This window comes from Buttiauxella cochleicola, assembly GCF_021283185.1.
Taxonomy (GTDB): Bacteria; Pseudomonadota; Gammaproteobacteria; order Enterobacterales; family Enterobacteriaceae; genus Buttiauxella; species Buttiauxella massiliensis.
The window spans coordinates 16170-34238 of sequence record NZ_JAJSOS010000007.1 but is presented as its reverse complement, the minus strand read 5'-3'; the positions used below and the strand labels follow the sequence as shown (position 1 = coordinate 34238).

General features: G+C 50.0%; 17 protein-coding genes. 9 read left to right on the top strand and 8 right to left on the bottom strand.

All coding sequences use genetic code 11. The features are described 5' to 3' along the window. Positions 1-9: 9 nt before the first annotated feature. Genes rpe through trpS form a run of 3 tightly spaced genes read left to right on the top strand, consistent with a single transcriptional unit; the run spans position 10 to position 2390 of the window. Complete coding sequence (gene rpe, locus LVQ76_RS12105) at positions 10-687, top strand: ribulose-phosphate 3-epimerase (RefSeq protein ID WP_232904785.1); 678 nt, start codon at positions 10-12, stop codon at positions 685-687. Then, a complete protein-coding gene (locus tag LVQ76_RS12100) occupies positions 680-1381 on the top strand; it encodes a phosphoglycolate phosphatase (protein WP_232863783.1) in 702 nt (233 codons plus the stop codon). The genes rpe and LVQ76_RS12100 overlap by 8 nt, the downstream gene beginning before the upstream one ends. Positions 1382-1385: 4 nt before the next feature. After that, the gene (trpS, locus tag LVQ76_RS12095; protein WP_232863782.1) at positions 1386-2390 is read left to right on the top strand and encodes a tryptophan--tRNA ligase; all 1005 of its coding nucleotides are present in this window, start codon (positions 1386-1388) and stop codon (positions 2388-2390) included. A gap of 106 nt (positions 2391-2496) precedes the next feature. Here trpS and LVQ76_RS12090 read toward each other — a convergent pair whose 3' ends face one another. The 5 genes from LVQ76_RS12090 to nirB form a co-directional block, all read right to left on the bottom strand. Then, positions 2497-2667, bottom strand: coding sequence for a DUF4223 family protein (locus LVQ76_RS12090; protein WP_151993657.1), 171 nt, complete (start codon positions 2665-2667; stop codon positions 2497-2499). A 339-nt stretch (positions 2668-3006) separates the two neighbouring features. Then, positions 3007-4380, bottom strand: coding sequence for a siroheme synthase CysG (gene cysG, locus LVQ76_RS12085; RefSeq protein ID WP_232904783.1), 1374 nt, complete (start codon positions 4378-4380; stop codon positions 3007-3009). A gap of 19 nt (positions 4381-4399) precedes the next feature. After that, on the bottom strand, positions 4400-5206 hold the full coding sequence (gene nirC, locus LVQ76_RS12080; protein WP_232904781.1) for a nitrite transporter NirC: 807 nt from the start codon (positions 5204-5206) through the stop codon (positions 4400-4402). A 101-nt stretch (positions 5207-5307) separates the two neighbouring features. After that, the gene (nirD, locus tag LVQ76_RS12075) at positions 5308-5634 is read right to left on the bottom strand and encodes a nitrite reductase small subunit NirD (RefSeq protein ID WP_064514301.1); all 327 of its coding nucleotides are present in this window, start codon (positions 5632-5634) and stop codon (positions 5308-5310) included. Next, a complete protein-coding gene (gene nirB, locus LVQ76_RS12070) occupies positions 5631-8183 on the bottom strand; it encodes a nitrite reductase large subunit NirB (protein WP_232921731.1) in 2553 nt (850 codons plus the stop codon). Before nirB ends, nirD begins: the two co-directional genes overlap by 4 nt. 227 nt (positions 8184-8410) lie before the next feature. Between nirB and LVQ76_RS12065 the strand changes: the two genes are divergently transcribed. Further along, on the top strand, positions 8411-9694 hold the full coding sequence (locus LVQ76_RS12065; RefSeq protein WP_232921730.1) for a cytosine deaminase: 1284 nt from the start codon (positions 8411-8413) through the stop codon (positions 9692-9694). 78 nt (positions 9695-9772) lie between these two features. On the opposite strand, the gene tsgA is transcribed toward LVQ76_RS12065, so the two are convergent. After that, complete coding sequence (gene tsgA, locus LVQ76_RS12060) at positions 9773-10954, bottom strand: MFS transporter TsgA (protein ID WP_151993651.1); 1182 nt, start codon at positions 10952-10954, stop codon at positions 9773-9775. Positions 10955-11234: 280 nt separating this feature from the next. Here tsgA and ppiA point away from each other — a divergent pair, with 280 nt between their 5' ends. The 4 genes from ppiA (at position 11235) to argD (ending at position 14434) form a co-directional block, all read left to right on the top strand. Further along, positions 11235-11807, top strand: a complete 573-nt coding sequence (ppiA, locus tag LVQ76_RS12055; protein WP_064514292.1) for a peptidylprolyl isomerase A — start codon at positions 11235-11237, stop codon at positions 11805-11807. Positions 11808-11916: 109 nt separating this feature from the next. Further along, the gene (locus LVQ76_RS12050) at positions 11917-12519 is read left to right on the top strand and encodes a putative adenosine monophosphate-protein transferase Fic (RefSeq protein WP_151993650.1); all 603 of its coding nucleotides are present in this window, start codon (positions 11917-11919) and stop codon (positions 12517-12519) included. Between the two features lie 33 nt (positions 12520-12552). Next, entirely contained in the window at positions 12553-13116 is a 564-nt protein-coding gene (gene pabA, locus LVQ76_RS12045) for an aminodeoxychorismate synthase component 2 (RefSeq protein WP_232904773.1), read from the top strand. Between the two features lie 97 nt (positions 13117-13213). Then, positions 13214-14434, top strand: a complete 1221-nt coding sequence (argD, locus tag LVQ76_RS12040; RefSeq protein WP_232904772.1) for a bifunctional acetylornithine/succinyldiaminopimelate transaminase — start codon at positions 13214-13216, stop codon at positions 14432-14434. A gap of 3 nt (positions 14435-14437) precedes the next feature. Here the strand turns inward: argD and LVQ76_RS12035 are convergent, their stop codons facing one another. Continuing rightward, positions 14438-16522, bottom strand: coding sequence for a YccS/YhfK family putative transporter (locus LVQ76_RS12035; protein WP_232904771.1), 2085 nt, complete (start codon positions 16520-16522; stop codon positions 14438-14440). 190 nt (positions 16523-16712) lie between these two features. Further along, entirely contained in the window at positions 16713-17345 is a 633-nt protein-coding gene (crp, locus tag LVQ76_RS12030) for a cAMP-activated global transcriptional regulator CRP (RefSeq protein ID WP_151993646.1), read from the bottom strand. A gap of 315 nt (positions 17346-17660) precedes the next feature. Between crp and LVQ76_RS12025 the strand changes: the two genes are divergently transcribed. Beyond that, the gene (locus LVQ76_RS12025; protein ID WP_034460229.1) at positions 17661-18065 is read left to right on the top strand and encodes an OsmC family protein; all 405 of its coding nucleotides are present in this window, start codon (positions 17661-17663) and stop codon (positions 18063-18065) included. Positions 18066-18069: the final 4 nt, after the last annotated feature.

Genomic DNA, 18069 nt, shown 5'->3' with positions numbered 1-18069 from the left:
GAGAAGCGGATGAAACAGTTTTTGATTGCCCCCTCAATCCTCTCAGCCGATTTTGCCCGCCTGGGTGAAGACACGGCTGCGGTGCTGGCTGCAGGTGCGGATGTCGTCCATTTCGATGTTATGGATAACCATTACGTTCCTAATCTCACCATTGGTCCTATGGTGTTAAAAGCGCTGCGTGATTACGGTATTACTGCCCCTATTGATGTGCATCTGATGGTGAAGCCTGTTGATCGCATTATTCCGGATTTCGCCGCGGCCGGTGCCAACATCATTACCTTCCACCCGGAAGCGTCAGAGCATGTTGACCGTTCCCTGCAACTGATCAAAGAGCACGGCTGTAAAGCAGGCCTGGTGCTTAACCCAGCAACGTCGCTGAGTTGGCTTGATCACGTCATGGACAAACTCGATGTCATTTTGCTGATGTCTGTTAACCCAGGTTTTGGCGGACAATCATTTATTCCACATACGCTGGAAAAACTGCGTCAGGTACGTGAGCGCATTGATGCTTCTGGCTATGACATTCGCCTGGAAGTGGATGGTGGCGTGAAAGTAGACAATATTGCTGAAATTGCTGCGGCAGGTGCTGATATGTTTGTTGCCGGTTCGGCGATTTTCAATCAGCCAGATTACAAAGCCGTTATTGATCGTATGCGTAGTGAGTTAGCAAAGGTAAGTCATGGATAAGTTAAGTAAAATTCGCGGTATCGCCTTTGATTTAGACGGTACACTGGTCGACACAGCATTGGGTCTGACGCAGGCAATGGATCAGGCGCTTTATGCGCTGGAGTTGCCGACCGCGGGTGAAGACAAAGTTGAAAAGTGGATCGGCAACGGTGCTGATGTGCTGGTTAAGCGCGCATTGACCTGGGCGCTGAAAGGTGAAGAGCCTGAAGCCGATCGATGCAGCATTGCTCGTAAACTGTTTGACGCCTACTATGCGCAAACAGCAGAAGAGGGCAGCTTCTTGTTCCCGGAAGTCGCTAATACGTTGGCTGTTTTGGCCGAAAAAGGCTTGCCGATGGGGCTGGTAACTAACAAGCCGACACCGTTTGTCTTACCGATGCTCGAAAGATTGGGCATTGCGCAATACTTCAAAGTCATAATTGGTGGCGATGATGTGGAAAATAAAAAACCGCATCCCGAAGCGCTGCATAAAGTGATGGAAGAGTTGAATCTTAGCGCGGAAGAACTGCTTTTTGTTGGTGACTCCCGCAACGATATTCTCGCGGCTCAAGCGGCTGGATGCTGTTCCATTGGCCTGACTTACGGTTATAACTATGGTGAGTCCATCGAGTTGAGCAAACCCGATTACGTGTTTGACCATTTCAACGATTTACTGCCCGCATTAGGGCTCTCTAACAAAGAACATCAGGAATAAGAACATGAGTAAGCCCATCGTCTTTAGTGGCGCGCAGCCATCAGGTGAATTGACCATTGGTAACTACATGGGTGCGCTGCGTCAGTGGGTCAACATGCAAGATGATTACCACTGCATTTACTGCATCGTTGACCTACACGCGATCACTGCGCGTCAGGATGCAACGCAATTGCGTAGCCGGACACTCGATACGTTAGCTCTGTACTTGGCTTGTGGTATCGACCCGGCTAAAAGCACCATCTTTGTACAGTCTCACGTGCCAGAACATGCACAGTTGGGCTGGGCTCTGAACTGCTACACCTATTTTGGTGAGCTGAGCCGTATGACTCAGTTTAAAGACAAGTCTTCTCGTTATTCTGAAAACATCAATGCCGGCCTGTTTGATTACCCGGTATTGATGGCAGCAGATATTTTGCTGTACCAGACCAATCTGGTGCCGGTTGGTGACGATCAAAAACAACACCTGGAACTGAGTCGTGATATCGCAGCACGTTTCAATGCGCTGTATGGCGACGTGTTTAAAGTGCCTGAGCCGTTTATTCCTAAATCAGGCGCGCGCGTGATGTCTCTGCTTGAGCCGACCAAGAAAATGTCTAAATCAGATGATAACCGTAATAACGTTATCGGCCTGTTGGAAGACCCGAAATCGGTCGTGAAGAAAATCAAACGCGCGGTAACTGACTCGGACGAGCCACCTGTTGTGCGTTATGATCCAGTGAATAAAGCAGGGGTTTCCAATATGTTGGATATTCTTTCTGCTGTTACTGGTAAGCCTATCCCTGAACTTGAGCAGCAGTTCGAAGGCAAAATGTATGGCCACCTGAAAGGTGAAGTTGCTGATGCCGTATCTGGTATGTTGACTGAATTGCAGGAGCGTTATCACAATTTCCGTAATGATGAAGCTTATTTGCAGCAAGTGATGAAAGATGGTGCTGAAAAAGCGCGTTCACATGCCAGCGTTACGCTGAAGAAAGTCTATGAAGTGATTGGGTTTGTCGCACAGCCTTAATGACTTATGGCTCGTATACTCTCTTAATGGGGAGCATATCGTAGCTGTCTAATAATAAAGAAACCGCCCTTATATTCGGGCGGTTTTTATATTTGCTTCTGAACTATTATTGTGGAGATGCTGGGCCGCAGCCGCCAATAATTTTTGAAATAGAAATTGCTGGGTGCAGTAAATAATCATAACCACAAGATTTATCTTTGTTCTCAATGTGACCTGTACAACCAGACAACAGAGCCAGGACAGCTAGTGCAGAAGCAGCTTTTACGAACTTGTTCATTGATATTCCCTATCATTAATTATTTGTATACCCGTCATACTTCACGCTGCATATGCGTTGGCTGCGTTTACTCATCCGAATCACTGACCAGGGTAAGCTCATCGGGATTCGCGCACTTGCCGCCTTTGTGCAACTCGAATTGTTTTTGGTATATGTAATGACCTTTCAAAAAGGTGGTTAATTATAGGGTTTACTAATGGTATTACTAAGTCTGAAATCAGACACGTTATTGCATGAAATAAATATTGCTTATGATGATTGGTAAATTAATTAACTGCTTATAAACAAAAAGACTTGGCGAGAATACTCGGCAAGCCTTTTTGTTATCTTAAATAAAAATTAATGATTCGAGAACCAGTTCAACTTATCGCGCAATGCAACAACTCGGCCGACAATAATTAAGGCCGGGCTTTCAACCTGCGTCGATAATTCACCAAGCTCACTTAATATTCCGCTGACCACGCGTTGTTTAACCGCAGTACCATTTTCAACTAACGCTACAGGCATTTCCGCGGACATACCGTATTGAATCAGTTTCTCCTGGATAGCAGGAGCCTGGTTTAAGCCCATATAGAACACCAGCGTCTGTTTTTCTGCAGCCAGGTTTTCCCAGTCCAACTCGCCACCTGTTTTCAGGTGCCCGGTAATGAGACGTACGCTTTGCGCATAATCGCGGTGAGTTAGCGGAATGCCAGAATAAGCTGAACAGCCCGACGCGGCAGTAATTCCTGGTACGACGGAGAACGGAATGCCGCCATCGCACAGGGTTTCTAACTCTTCGCCACCGCGCCCAAAGATAAACGGGTCGCCGCCTTTCAGACGCACCACGCGTTTACCGCTTTGCGCTTCACGCAGCAGAATCTGGTTAATCTCTTCTTGCGGGACGCAGTGATAACCCGCGCGTTTACCAACGAATATGCGGTCGGCATCACGGCGCACCAGGTTCATGATATCGTCGGAAACCAGGCGGTCATAAACCACCACATCGGCCTGCTGGATTTGCTGTAACCCTTTGAGTGTCAACAGACCCGCATCTCCTGGGCCTGCGCCGACTAAAACAACTTCACCACGATGATCTAAAGGCGTGGCAAACATCGACTCAGTTTCTTTATCGACGGCTTGCTTGTCTTCGTTTGCCAGATATTGTGCCAGCCGGTCGTTAGTGAAGAATTTTTCCCAGAAGCGGCGACGCTCGGCCATAGTTTTGAAATTCGCTTTTACCCGGCCACGCAGCGTCCCGGCATAAGAGGCAATTTTCCCCAAATGTAGCGGCAGAATGGCTTCGAGTTTTTCACGCAGCAGGCGGGCAAGAACTGGGGAGGTGCCGCCGGATGAAACAGCTACCATCAGCGGTGAACGGTCGATAATCGACGGCATAATAAAGCTGGCTTGTTTTGGGGCATCGACGACATTACAGAAAATACGGCGGGATTCGCACGATTCGCTGACTTGCTGATTCACCACATCGTTGTCTGTTGCGGCGATGGCCAGCCAACAAACATCGAGCAGTGCGGCGTCGAACTCACCCTGAACAAGGGTAATCATGCCCTGTTCCGCCCACACATGAAATTGCGGAGAAAAATCCAGGGCATTTACAGTGACTCGTGCACCTGCCTCCATCAACAAACGCGCTTTACGTTCTGCAACATCGCCACCACCGACCAGGAGGCAGGCACGACCTTGCAATTGACAAAATATAGGCAGGTGATCCACGTTCAATCCTCAAAAGAAATTAGTTGCGGGCAGTCTCCGGCGCGGCGACTTGCGCAGGCTGGGGACGCTCGGCTTTCGGAGTAGCATACCAATAACCCAGACCCATGAATACTACGCCAGAAAGGGTATTCCCGAGCGTTACCCACAGCAGGTTGTGGCCGATTCCCGCCATAGTATATGCATCGCTGTGATGACCAAACCAGGACAGAGCAAACAGCGTCATGTTGGCGATGGAGTGTTCATAGCCGGAAGCGATAAATGCCAGCAGGCACCACCAGATAGCAATGAATTTAGCAGCACCTTCAGTACGGACAGCCATCCAGATTGCCAGGCAAACCAGCCAGTTACACAACGCACCTTTAAAGAACAGCACCATGGCTGGAGCGGAGGTTTTTGCCAGCGCCGCAGTGTGAACCAGGCTAGTATCTAACGGCAGCAGGCTACCGCCGCCCCATTTGTACAGCAGGGCAACAAACACGGAGCCAATCAGATTACCTAGCCAGGTTTGCGGCAAAATGCCCCACATTTGACCGTGGGAAATGGTGCCTGCTTTAACACCAAAAGTCAGGAACATAGTGTGGCCGGTGAATAATTCAGAGCCAGCAATGATAACCAGTGTCAGGGCGATACCAAAGGTCGCTCCCATCACTAGTGGGCGCAAAGATGGCTCGACCAGGTTACCGAGGGTGAATATTAGAATGATCCCCAGGCCTACATATGCACCAGCCATTGCGGAGCTGATCCAGAAACCAAGCGGGTTGTTTTGCGACAATCGGGCAATGCGAGCGGCATTCGCCGCACATTTATTAATGGTATCGGTGAACATTTTTGTTATCCCAACAAATTGAAAGAAAAAGAGAATCTAAAAAATCGCAGAGGGAAGCGTTTTACGTCTTCCGCTCTACGATGAAGCCTCAAGGGCTTGTTTTAAGCTTTAATCTGAACCTGGCCGTCCTGAACGCGCGCCGGGTAGTGTGCAATCGAGCGGCTCTCGTCTTCCATGCACAATCCATCTCGCAGTCTGAAATGCTGCTTTTTCAACGGACTGGCGACCCAAAGTTCACCCTGGTGTTCGGCGATAAGGCCACGAGATAACACGCTCGCTTCGAAGAACGGGTCAATGTTGTTGATGGCGAAAACCTGGTCGTCATTACGTGGGCGGAAAATTGCAATTTGCTCATTACCTACCAACGCGCAAACACCGGTAGCAGGCAGGATGTCGTTTAACTGGCAAACAGTAGTCCACTGGCTCATACATTTTCCTCCACTTCTTCTACCAGGGTGACCGGGATACGCTCGTAAGATGTCGCCGGGCGATGTTGCTCACGTTCAGGCACGATTTGCACGTTCGGGTCGCGCACCGGGCTGTTGATGAAGTGCTTGAAGCGAACCTGAGCTTCCGGGGTATTCACCGTTTCAGTCCACTCGCAAATCACTTTCTCGCGCAGGCGTTCCAGTTCCGCTTCAAGCTGATCGTTGAGGCCCAGTTTGTCTTCGATGATGACTTTTTTCAGGTACTCGATTCCGCCTTCAAGGCTATCGAGCCACGGCGCGGTACGGGTCAGTTTGTCGGCGGTACGGATGTAGAACATCATGAAACGATCGAGGTACTTGATCAGCGTTTCACGGTCTAAATCAGCGGCCAGCAAATCAGCGTGGCGTGGTTTCATACCACCGTTACCGCAGACATACAGGTTCCAGCCTTTCTCGGTGGCGATAATCCCCACGTCTTTACCCTGTGCTTCCGCACACTCACGGGTACAACCGGACACGCCAAACTTCATTTTGTGCGGGGTACGAATACCTTTGTAGCGATTTTCCAGCTCAACGCCGAAACCAACGCTATCGCCAACGCCGTAGCGGCACCAGGTGCTGCCGACACAGGTTTTAGCCATACGCAGTGCTTTCGCATACGCGTGGCCAGTTTCAAAACCGGCTTCAATCAGCTGACGCCAGATCTCTGGTAAATCATCTTTTTGCGCACCAAACAGGCCGATACGCTGGGAACCGGTGATTTTGGTGTAGAGATTGAATTCGCGTGCGATACGGCCCACTTCCATCAGACCTTCTGGCGTAATTTCCCCGCCAGCGGAACGTGGAATGACTGAGTAAGTCCCGTCTTTCTGGATGTTGCCCAAGAAGTTGTCGTTGGTATCCTGAAGCGGTGTGTGCTGAGGTGCGAGCACATAGTCGTTCCAGCAAGAAGCAAGCAGAGAACCGACGGTCGGTTTACAGACTTCACAGCCGTAACCTTTACCGTATTTTTGCAGCAGTTCATCGAAGGATTTAATGCCTTCAACACGAATCAGGTGATACAGCTCCTGGCGGGAGAACGCGAAGTGTTCACACAGGTTGTGGTTAACTTCGATGCCTTGCTTGCTCAGTTCGGCATTCAATACTTGCGTGATCAACGGGATACAGCCACCGCAGCCGGTACCGGCTTTGGTTTCGGCTTTTAGCGCGGCAACAGTGTGGCAGCCGTTGTTGATTGCTTTAACCAGATGGCCTTTGGTGACATCGAAACAGGAACAGATTTGCGCGCTGTCCGGGAGTTTATCAACACCAATTGCTGGCTTACCGGAACTGGCATGTGCAGGCAGAATCAGCGCATCCGGGTTTTCTGGCAGCTCGATGTTATTGAGAACCAGTTGCAGCAGGTTGCCGTAATCGCTGGTGTCGCCCACCAGAACCGCGCCGAGCAGGGTTTTGTTGTCGGCACTAACAATCAGGCGCTTATAAACTTCTTTGCTTTCGTCGAGATAAACATAGCTGCGGCAATCAGGGGTGCGACCATGCGCATCACCAATCCCGCCAACGTCCACGCCGAGTAGTTTCAGCTTGGCGCTCATATCTGCGCCTTCGAAGGCATTTTCAGAGCCGAGCAGGTGGTCAGCGGTAACCTGCGCCATTTTGTAGCCAGGTGCAACCAGGCCAAATGTGCGGTTATTCCAACTGGCACATTCCCCGATGGCGTAAATGTCCGGGTCAGAAGTCTGGCAGGTATCGTTGACCGCAATGCCGCCGCGTTGACCAGTTGCCAGGCCGCACTGGGTAGCCAGTTTATCGCGAGGGCGGATACCGGTTGAGAAGACGATAAAGTCGACTTCCAGATCCGTACCGTCGGCAAAGCGCATGGTTTTACGCGCCTGCGTGCCTTCCTGGACGATTTCCTGGGTGTTTTTGCTGGTATGAACGCGCACGCCCATGCTTTCGATTTTATTGCGCAGTTGCTCGCCGCCCATGCGGTCGAGTTGCTCGGCCATTAACATTGGTGCGAATTCGATAACGTGCGTTTCAACGCCGAGGTTTTTCAGCGCGCCTGCGGCTTCAAGGCCGAGCAGGCCACCACCGACCACGGCACCGCGCTTGCTGCGGCGGGCACATGCTTCGATAGCGTTCAAATCTTCGATAGTGCGGTAGACGAAACAGTCTTGTGTTTCAGAACCTTTAATCGGTGGGATCCACGGATAAGAACCGGTCGCCATGACCAGTTTGTCGTAATACACGGTACGACCAGTATTCGAATGAATCACTTTTTCCTGGCGGTTAATGGTGATGGCGCGTTCGCCGACCAGCACTTTTACACCGTGTTTCTCATAGAAACCGTCACGTACCAGGGATAATTCTTCAGCAGTATGATGGGAAAAATAGGAAGACAGGTGCACGCGATCGTAGGCTTTGCGCGGCTCTTCACAGAAAACAGTAATGTCGAATTGGCCTGGCTGGGCTTTATCAAGTAAGTCCTCGATAAAGCGATGGCCGACCATGCCATTACCGATGATTGCGATTTTGACTTTGCTCATAATTGCCTCAATTTCTTTTCTATTACTGCCTACCTTAACGATTCAGCAACGGCGATTATTGATACAAATCAAATACACCTTTATATACCTCTTAATGGGTATATTGCTGATTTTAGTGGGTTTTTCTAAGTTGTGGAAATGTTTAGCTATTCGCGGGAAGACAATAAATGTCCCCATTTTGCCTTGTGTGCTATGAAATAGGGGCGGCTAATTAACAAGGAGTGGGTATGAGCAATCTGGCGTTGGAGTTAATTCAAAATGTGCGTCTGGTCGGGCGCGAAGGCTTATGGCAAATAGCCATCGAAAATGGGCGTATCAGCACCATTAAACCAATGAGTGAAACTCAAACCGAAAGCCAGCAGGTGCTTGATGGGCGAGGCGGACTTGCTATACCCCCATTTATTGAGCCTCATATTCACCTCGATACCACGCAAACCGCCGGGCAGCCCAACTGGAATCAGTCAGGCACTTTGTTTGAAGGCATTGAACGTTGGGCTGAGCGCAAAGCGCTGCTGACGCACGAAGACGTCAAACAACGCGCCTGGCAAACACTGAAATGGCAAATCGCCAACGGCATTCAGTATGTGCGTACCCACGTTGATGTTTCAGATCCGACGCTGACGGCGCTCAAAGCTATGCTGGAAGTGAAGCAAGAAGCTGCCCCCTGGATTGAAGTGCAGATCGTCGCTTTCCCACAAGAAGGGATTATGTCGTACCCCAACGGTGAGGCGCTGCTTGAAGAAGCGTTGCAACTGGGTGCAGACGTCGTTGGGGCAATCCCGCATTTTGAATTTACCCGGGAATACGGCGTGGAATCGCTGCACAAGGCGTTCGCTCTGGCGCAGAAATACGATCGCCCGTTAGATATTCATTGCGATGAAATTGACGATGAGCAATCGCGTTTTGTCGAAACCGTTGCAGCCCTGGCGCTGCGAGATGGTATTGGGCAGCGCGTAACCGCCAGCCATACCACGGCGATGCACTCTTACAACGGCGCTTATACTTCGCGCTTGTTCCGCTTGTTGAAAATGTCCGGTATTAACTTTGTCGCCAACCCGCTGGTGAATATTCATCTGCAAGGTCGCTTTGATGATTACCCGAAACGCCGTGGTGTGACCCGCGTGAAAGAGTTACTCGAGGCGGGGATTAACGTCTGCTTTGGTCATGACGATGTGTTTGATCCGTGGTATCCGCTGGGCACCGCCAATATGTTGCAGGTGCTGCATATGGGGCTGCATGTCTGCCAGATGATGGGTTACCAGCAAATTGACGAAGGTTTGAAGCTGATTACTGATAACAGCGCCCGTACTTTTGGCGTGCAGGAGTACGGGATTGTCGAGGGGAAGGCGGCGAACCTGATTATTCTTCCTGCTGAAAACGGTTTTGATGCGGTGCGCAGGCAAGTGCCGGTGCGTTGGTCAGTGCGAGCAGGGAAGGTGATTGCAACCACGCAATTGTCACAAACCTGGGTGATGTTGGATGGAGCTGAAGAGATAACGTTTCGTGGGTGAGAAGTAGTGGATGACGCTTGAGCTTATCCACCCTACAAAACCGCGTAGGGCGGATAAACGTAGCGTAAGCCGACGCTTTTAGTGCGCAGCAGCAGCGTTATGCTGGCGGTGTTTCGTTACCAGGCCGAGAATCAGGCACATGATAAATACCACTGCGTACAAGGCGTTTGAAGTTTGCAGAGCCGCGTGCGGGCCGCTGTGAGCCACAATCGGGCCAGTGACCACGAAGGTTAGCATGGTGCCGATGGTGCCGCAGGTCAGTACGAAGTTAACCAGTTTTGGCGAAGCGATTTTGGTCTGCAATGAACCCAGGGTGATTACAGAGGTGTAAATCGCACTGGAGAAGAAGCCAAGCGCCAAAATAAACCATGCCAGATGTGCCGGTTCGCTTTTGTTAAACAGGTACATCAGAACAGTCGCCGCACCCGCCAGAACAGTCAGAATACGTTGCAAATCGAAGAAACGCAGAATAAAGCTGAACGCCCACATCCCGAACATGTAAGACATCCAGAAATCGCTGACCAGTTGGCCTGCGTCATTCAGGTTCATACCCAGGCTTTTGGCATATTCCGGAACCCAGGAGATAAAGCCCAGTTGGCCGAGGATGTAGCACAAAGCTGCGATGGACAGGAACAGTACGCCCACACCCCATTTTTCTTTCTCGGCGACTTTTTCCGGTTGCGGTGCGTGTTTACCCAATGCCGGGAAGTCACAACCGATGGTCAGGATGAAGATAGCGACATAAACCAGACCGATGCAGACATAAACCCAATACCAGTTGATGCTACGAGCCAGCAGAATCGCGGCCACCATTGGGAAGATCATCCCTGCCATACTGAAGAAGGAGTCGGTAAACAGTAGGCGTGAACCACGCTCACGGCCTTCATACATGTGCGTAATCAGGAACGTACCAATGGACATCGTGATACCGCTGACCAGCCCGAGTACAAACATCGCGACTGAGAAGATAGTCAGGTTATCGCCAAAGATAAGTCCGGCAACGGCCAGCACCATCAGGATGAAACCAAAACGCAGTTGAGTTTTGAGCGGTACGATTTCCATTAACCAGGCATTAAGGAAGATAGAAATCAAAATGCCGGCGTTCAGGAAAGTAAAGGTGTTACTCATGCTGGAAACGGGGACGTGGAAGTATTCGGCGATATTGCCCATCACCATCCCGGTGACGATTACCAACGCACCAGTGAGTGCGTAGGAGAAGAAGCTGATCCATGTGAGCTTAATGCGGTTGCTGTTAGTCATGACAAGCCTGTGAATAGAAATGTAAAGTGCTTTGACAGCACTCGAGAAGAATGGATTTTAGTCAAAAACGTGACTCATTCATACAATTTATAATTCATTTGCTGCAACCACTTGAATTTAAGGTGACCAGCGTCACGATTAATCGTGTTATTTGATTATTGATTCATTTAACTTATTGATTTGTGTGAAAGTAAAAAACCGTAAATGGCTGGCGCATACTTGAGTGCGTCTTTACAATCTAGCAACTTGCCTCATTCACTGCATTCGTAAGGAATTATTCATGCTCAAATCGACTCTGGCGGCTGTAGCAACTGTGTTTGCTCTAACCGCTCTCTCTCCTGCGGCACTTGCTGCTAAAGGTGACCCACATGTCCTGTTGACCACATCAGCGGGTGAAATTGAGCTTGAGTTAAATAGCCAGAAAGCCCCAGTCTCTGTGAAAAACTTTGTGGATTACGTTAACAGCGGTTTCTACAACAACACCATTTTCCATCGCGTGATCCCGGGCTTCATGCTTCAGGGCGGCGGCTTCACTGCAGATATGAATCAGAAGCAGCCTAACCCACCGATTAAAAATGAAGCCGATAACGGCTTGCGTAACACTCGCGGTACTATTTCCATGGCGCGTACTGCCGATAAAGACAGCGCGACCAGCCAGTTCTTCCTCAATGTGGCAGATAACGCCTTCCTCGATCACGGCCAGCGCGACTTCGGTTATGCAGTATTTGGTAAAGTTGTGAAAGGGATGGACGTTGCCGATAAGATCTCCCAGGTCCAGACTCATGATGTCGGCCCATACCAAAATGTTCCGTCAAAACCTGTAGTTATCCTCTCAGCTAAAGTCCTGCCGTAAAAAACTCCTGCGCGAGTATTCCGTACTCGCGCAATCTACCGCTTCCTGCACTTCCACCGATTGCTGCTTATACTTGTGGCAACAACGGGTCGTCATTTAGGGAGGCATCATGGCAAAGAAACTGACCGACAAACAAAAGTCCCGCCTTTGGCAGCAATTGCGCAGCCGTTCATTTCATGCCAGCAGCCGGCTGGATATCCTTGAGCCTCATGCGCAAGATGAGATTATCGCGCAGCGTGTAGATACGATTGAACTTGGCCCGTTGCATCGCGGCTTACCCTGGTTGTGTGCCATCCATCAGCAGCTTTTTCAGGATGTTTTCGACTGGGCAGGCGAGCTACGAGATGTTGATATTTCCAAAGGGGAGATACAGTTCTGTCATTTCGAGTACATCGAAAATGAAGGCAACGATCTGATGCAAGAAATGGAGGACGAGCATTATCTCGTCGGACTTTCCAGAACTGAGTTCGTTCTGCGCCTGTCACATTACTATTGTGAAATTAACGTCCTTCATCCGTTCTTTGTTGGCAGTGGTCGGGCACAGCGTGTGTTCTTCGAGCAGTTAGCGATTCATGCCGGTTACATCCTCGATTGGAAAGACGTATCGCCTGAAGCATGGGCAACGGCGAATCAAACCGGGGCGTTGGGTGATTTGAAAATGCTCAACGAGATTTTCACTAAAGTCGTGAGTGAAGCGCGCGAAAGCGAATAGAATAGCGCGGTTCTTATTTACCCTGGAGCCGCGATGCTACTGCTTATCGACAATTACGACTCATTTACCTGGAACCTTTATCAATACTTTTGTGAATTAGGCGCAGAAGTGGTGGTGAAACGTAACGATGAGCTGACTCTTTCTGATATCACTGCCCTGGCACCAGAAAAACTGGTCATCTCTCCTGGCCCTTGCACGCCCACCGAAGCAGGAATTTCTCTTGCGGCGATTACGCATTTCGCTGGGCAGTTGCCGATTCTCGGCGTTTGCCTTGGACACCAGGCGATTGCGCAGGCATTCGGCGCGACCATTGTTCGCGCGCAAAAAGTGATGCACGGTAAAACCTCGGTTATCTCGCATAGCAATCACGGTGTTTTCCACAGCCTGAACAACCCTTTAACCGTAACGCGTTATCACTCTTTAGTGATCGACCCCGCCACCTTACCCGACTGTTTTGAAGTGACCGCCTGGACGGATAAGCAGGAAATTATGGGCATTCGCCATCGTGAGTTTGACCTGGAAGGTGTGCAGTTTCACCCAGAAAGCATTCTCAGCGAGCAGGGGCACCAGCTGTTAGCCAATTTCCTTAAACGTTGATTTTTTATTGCCAGTTAATGATTTTTTATGCATATTTCATGATTATATTTTCATTTTTTCATGAAGCTTTCACGCGTAAAAAGGGGATGGGCAATAAATGGCAACTGAACAATCAGCAATTACCCGCGCAACTTTCGATGAAGTTATTTTGCCGATTTATGCACCGGCAGAGTTTATCCCGGTAAAAGGCAAAGGTAGCCGCGTATGGGATCAACAAGGGAAAGAATATGTGGATTTCGCAGGTGGGATTGCTGTTACTGCGCTAGGTCACTGCCATCCAGCTTTAGTTGAAGCGCTAAAAACTCAGGGCGAAACGTTATGGCATACCAGCAACGTTTTCACCAATGAACCCGCTCTACGCCTTGGCCGCAAGCTGATTGACGCCACTTTTGCTGAACGCGTGCTGTTTATGAATTCCGGCACCGAAGCGAATGAAACAGCCTTTAAACTGGCCCGCTACTACGCTTCCACGCGCCATAGCCCGTATAAAACCAAGATTATCGCTTTCCATAACGCCTTCCATGGTCGCTCTCTGTTTACTGTTTCAGTTGGTGGGCAACCTAAGTATTCCGATGGTTTTGGCCCGAAACCAGCTGACATCATTCATGTGCCATTTAATGATTTGCACGCGGTAAAAGCCGTGATGGACGACCATACCTGCGCGGTCGTGGTTGAGCCGATTCAGGGTGAGGGCGGCGTTACGGCGGCAACACCAGAGTTCTTGCAAGGCTTGCGCGAACTGTGTGATGAGCACAAAGCCTTGTTGGTATTTGATGAAGTGCAGTGTGGCATGGGGCGTATCGGTGAGCTGTTTGCCTATATGCACTACGGCGTGACGCCAGATATTTTGACCAGCGCAAAAGCACTCGGCGGTGGCTTCCCGGTGAGCGTGATGCTGACGACTCAGGAAATTGCATCGGCGTTTCATGTCGGTACACACGGTTCAACTTATGGCGGTAACCCTCTGGCCTGCGCGGTCGCGGGCGCGGCGTTTGATATCATCAACACACCTGTAGTGCTCAGTGGTGTGACGGCGAAGCGGCAACAGTTCGTCAGCCATTTACAACAGATCGATGAGCAGTTTGATCTGTTTAGCGATATCCGTGGGATGGGGTTATTGATCGGTGCTGAGCTCAAACCGCAATACAAAGGCCGCGCACGTGAGTTCCTTTACGCGGCAGCGGAAGAGGGCGTGATGGTGCTGAATGCCGGGCCTGACGTAATGCGTTTCGCACCTGCGTTGATTGTTGAAGATACCGATATTGAAGAAGGTATGAAGCGTTTCGCTAAAGCAGTCGCGAAGGTGATTAAAGCGTAATACTTAGCCAGGCCGTCGTAGGCGGCTTAGCCAGATGCCATGATGTGGCCGTTGACGCCATGCAACCGAAGATATGGTATGCATGGTGCTCAGATGGCCCAGTATCCGCTGTAAATGTTGTTCCATCGTACTTAATGGCCCGTTTGGAAGCCCTTCCAGCGGGTCGAGAATATTCGCGTCATTGGTTTCCCCCGGCCCATCATACTGAAGCCGCTGTTGGCATCGTTGCAGTGCAATTTCACATGACTGCAAATAGCGCTGGGCGAGATCCGGCGTCAACATGTTGTGTTCGCGAGCCAAAGTCGTCATCGCATTGATGTGCTCGACAATAAACTGGCTGTGCGTCACCCACAATTTCATATCCGCCAGATAATGCGAGTTAAACCCAGGTTCCTGCATCGCCTGGTTCAGGGAGTTAAACAGGGCGTTATGTGCCTGGTTAACCTTCATACGTTCATAAGCGAGCGGCGTTGGTTCGGGGTCATTACTTAGAATCAGGCGAATTGCATTTTGATCTCTTTCCAGCGCATCGTGGGCATTCTGGCGTAACAAGCCACTCTGCCATTGTGGCCACAGCCACACCATGCCGCCAAAGGCTATCAAGCAGCCTAGCAAGGTATCTATCAGGCGAGGGACGATGTACTGCTCGGCACTTAATGTTATCAATTGCAGGGTATAAACGGCGGTCACCGTAAAGCCTATCGTCGCCCAGCCGTAGCTTTTGCGAATAAACAGATAGCTCACCAACGTAATGACCAGCATCGCGCCCAGAGCAATGCTTTGCGGGAAGTGGAAGTGAAGCGCAATACCTGCGATGGCAAGGCCTGCAATGGTGCCAGCCGAACGGTGGAGAATACGAACTCGTGTGGCACCGTAGCCGTTTTGCGTCACGAACATTACCGTCATTAAAATCCAGTAGGGCTTGGGCAGATGTAAAAATGCACCCAGCAGACTGGCTATCGTGAGCATCACACCCAATCTTGCTGCGTTGCGAAGCGCCGCTGACTTCAATGATAAATAACTTTTCAATGCCGCCCACAACGGTAAACGGCGTTGCCGGTCTTCCATTAAATCACGGACATACAGTGGGCGTTGGGTGCGTAGCACGCGAGCGACACGGCTGAAGTGGTAATGGCAAAATTGCCCAACCGGGTTATCTGGATTTTGACGGGCGATTTTCTCAAGGGCATCGATCTGTTTTTCCATCGTAAAACGCTGTGGATAACGATGGTAAAGAATGTCGTCAGCCAGTACACGTAACCGCGCCGCGATGGTCTGTGCATTCCAGCGAATAACCGCTTCTGCATGGCTTTGCTCGACGAGCTTCTGAACTTCAGCTGGTTGGTGAAGGCTTACCGAGATGTGCTCTTGCAAATCCAATGCTACCTGGAATGCACGCAGCAAACGCTTGTAGCCGTTTTGCTGGTTTGCCGCCAGCATATGAAGCTGTTGGTAGCACTGGGTAATGAGATCCACCGCTTTTTGCTGACGAGCCAGCAGCGGTGGGAGCGCTTTTTCCGGATCGGTATGTTGAGTCAGCATGCCGTATTTTGCTTCACAGTAATCAGCCAACTGCCGATAGAGCAGACTCAATGATTCCCGCAGTGGCTGCTCGCGCCACATCCAGAACCAAAACCAGTTAAATACGCCGTACCAAATCGTACCGCAGACATACAGCAGCATCGGTTTCCAGATCGGCATATTCCCGGCCATGCTGAGCGTAAATATGGCAGCAATGAGTGATGCGGGAAGCAGACGAGCGTGCAGGGAACTGATTTCTGCCGTGACACCCAGCAAGAGCGCCATCACAACAAGAATGACGGGCAGTGGCACAGTGGTGTAAAGCAGCAAAAGTTGCATGATCAAACTGCTGGCAGCAAACAGACAGCCACCGACGATCAGGCGTTTGAAGAAACGTTTATGCGGAGTATCAAGACCGGCAATGTTGCAACAGGCAGGGACTAAAGAGAAAAGCAGACCAGACTGGAGATCGCCGACGAGCAAACCTACTGCCACCGGAAGGCACAGCACCAGCGTTTGCCGCAGTGCGTAGTTTACTTCGGGATGGTAGATCAGTCTTCGCCACATAAACCCTTCTTACTTAAAGCTGCAGCGGCGTTAGCTGCGTTCATTCACCCGAATCACTTACTTGAGTAAGCTCATCGGGATGAACTCACTTGCTGCCTTGCTGCAACTTCAATTAATCGGGTTTCGGATTTAGTTTTTTAGAGACAAAAAAGGCGTGTTATGAAGCAACACGCCATTTTTTAGACGGAGATTAACGAGTGCCGTATACGACGATCGTTTTACCGTGAGCGGAGATCAGATTTTGATCTTCCAGCATTTTCAAGATACGACCAACAGTTTCGCGAGAGCAACCCACGATCTGACCGATTTCCTGACGGGTAATTTTAATCTGCATACCGTCTGGGTGAGTCATTGCATCAGGTTGTTTAGCCAGGTTCAGCAGCGTCTGCGCGATGCGACCGGTAACGTCCAGGAATGCCAGGTTGCCTACTTTCTCAGAAGTGACTTGCAGACGGTTAGCCATCTGTGAAGACAGGCGCATCAGAATGTCTGGGTTGACCTGGATCAGCTGGCGGAATTTTTTATAAGAAATTTCAGCCACTTCACAGGCACTTTTAGCACGAACCCAGGCACTACGTTCCTGACCTTCTTCGAACAGTCCTAACTCACCAATGAAATCGCCCTGATTTAGATAGGAGAGGATCATTTCCTTGCCCTCTTCATCTTTAATCAGAACAGCCACAGAGCCCTTGACGATGTAATACAACGTCTCTGCCTTCTCACCTTGGTGAATGAGTGTGCTCTTCGATGGATACTTATGAATGTGGCAATGGGACAAGAACCATTCGAGAGTCGGGTCTGTTTGCGGTTTGCCAAGCACCATGCGCGGTTATCCTCTGTTTTATAACTGGCTACCAACGACAGGACGCTAAACATCCTGTCTGGCGTTGCAAGTAATTAGAATATTCCCCACCTTGGGGAGATGGCATGCAAGTCATTCTTGCTGCCTGTAATTAGTGATGTCCTCTGCATACATGCATTACGTCAATGTATCGATGTAGCATCTGGATTGTTTTAGCATAGCTTTTGACAAGTGTCTCCTGTTGTCTCGTTTCAGCTTGACGCATGTCGCCTTCCGTTGCCAGATTTGCTGAATCTGCGTACTCTGAAAGGTAATTTTTCTACAGGAGTGAGTAGCATGCAGGCACGAGTGAAATGGGTTGAAGGGTTTACCTTCCTGGGCGAGTCCGCTTCAGGGCACCAGATCCTTATGGATGGCAATTCAGGTGATAAAGCACCAAGCCCAATGGAAATGGTGCTGATGTCCGTTGGCGGTTGCAGTGCAATTGACGTAGTTTCTATTTTGCAAAAAGGCCGCTACACCGTGACCGATTGTGAAGTGAAACTAACCTCTGAGCGCCGTGAAGAGGCTCCGCGTTTGTTTACGCATATCAATCTGCATTTCATCGTGACAGGCAAAGAGCTAAAAGATGCTGCAGTTTCCCGTGCAGTAGACCTTTCTGCAGAGAAGTACTGCTCTGTTGCACTGATGCTTGAAAAAGCGGTAAACGTTACACATAGCTATGAAGTGATTGAAGGCTAAAGAG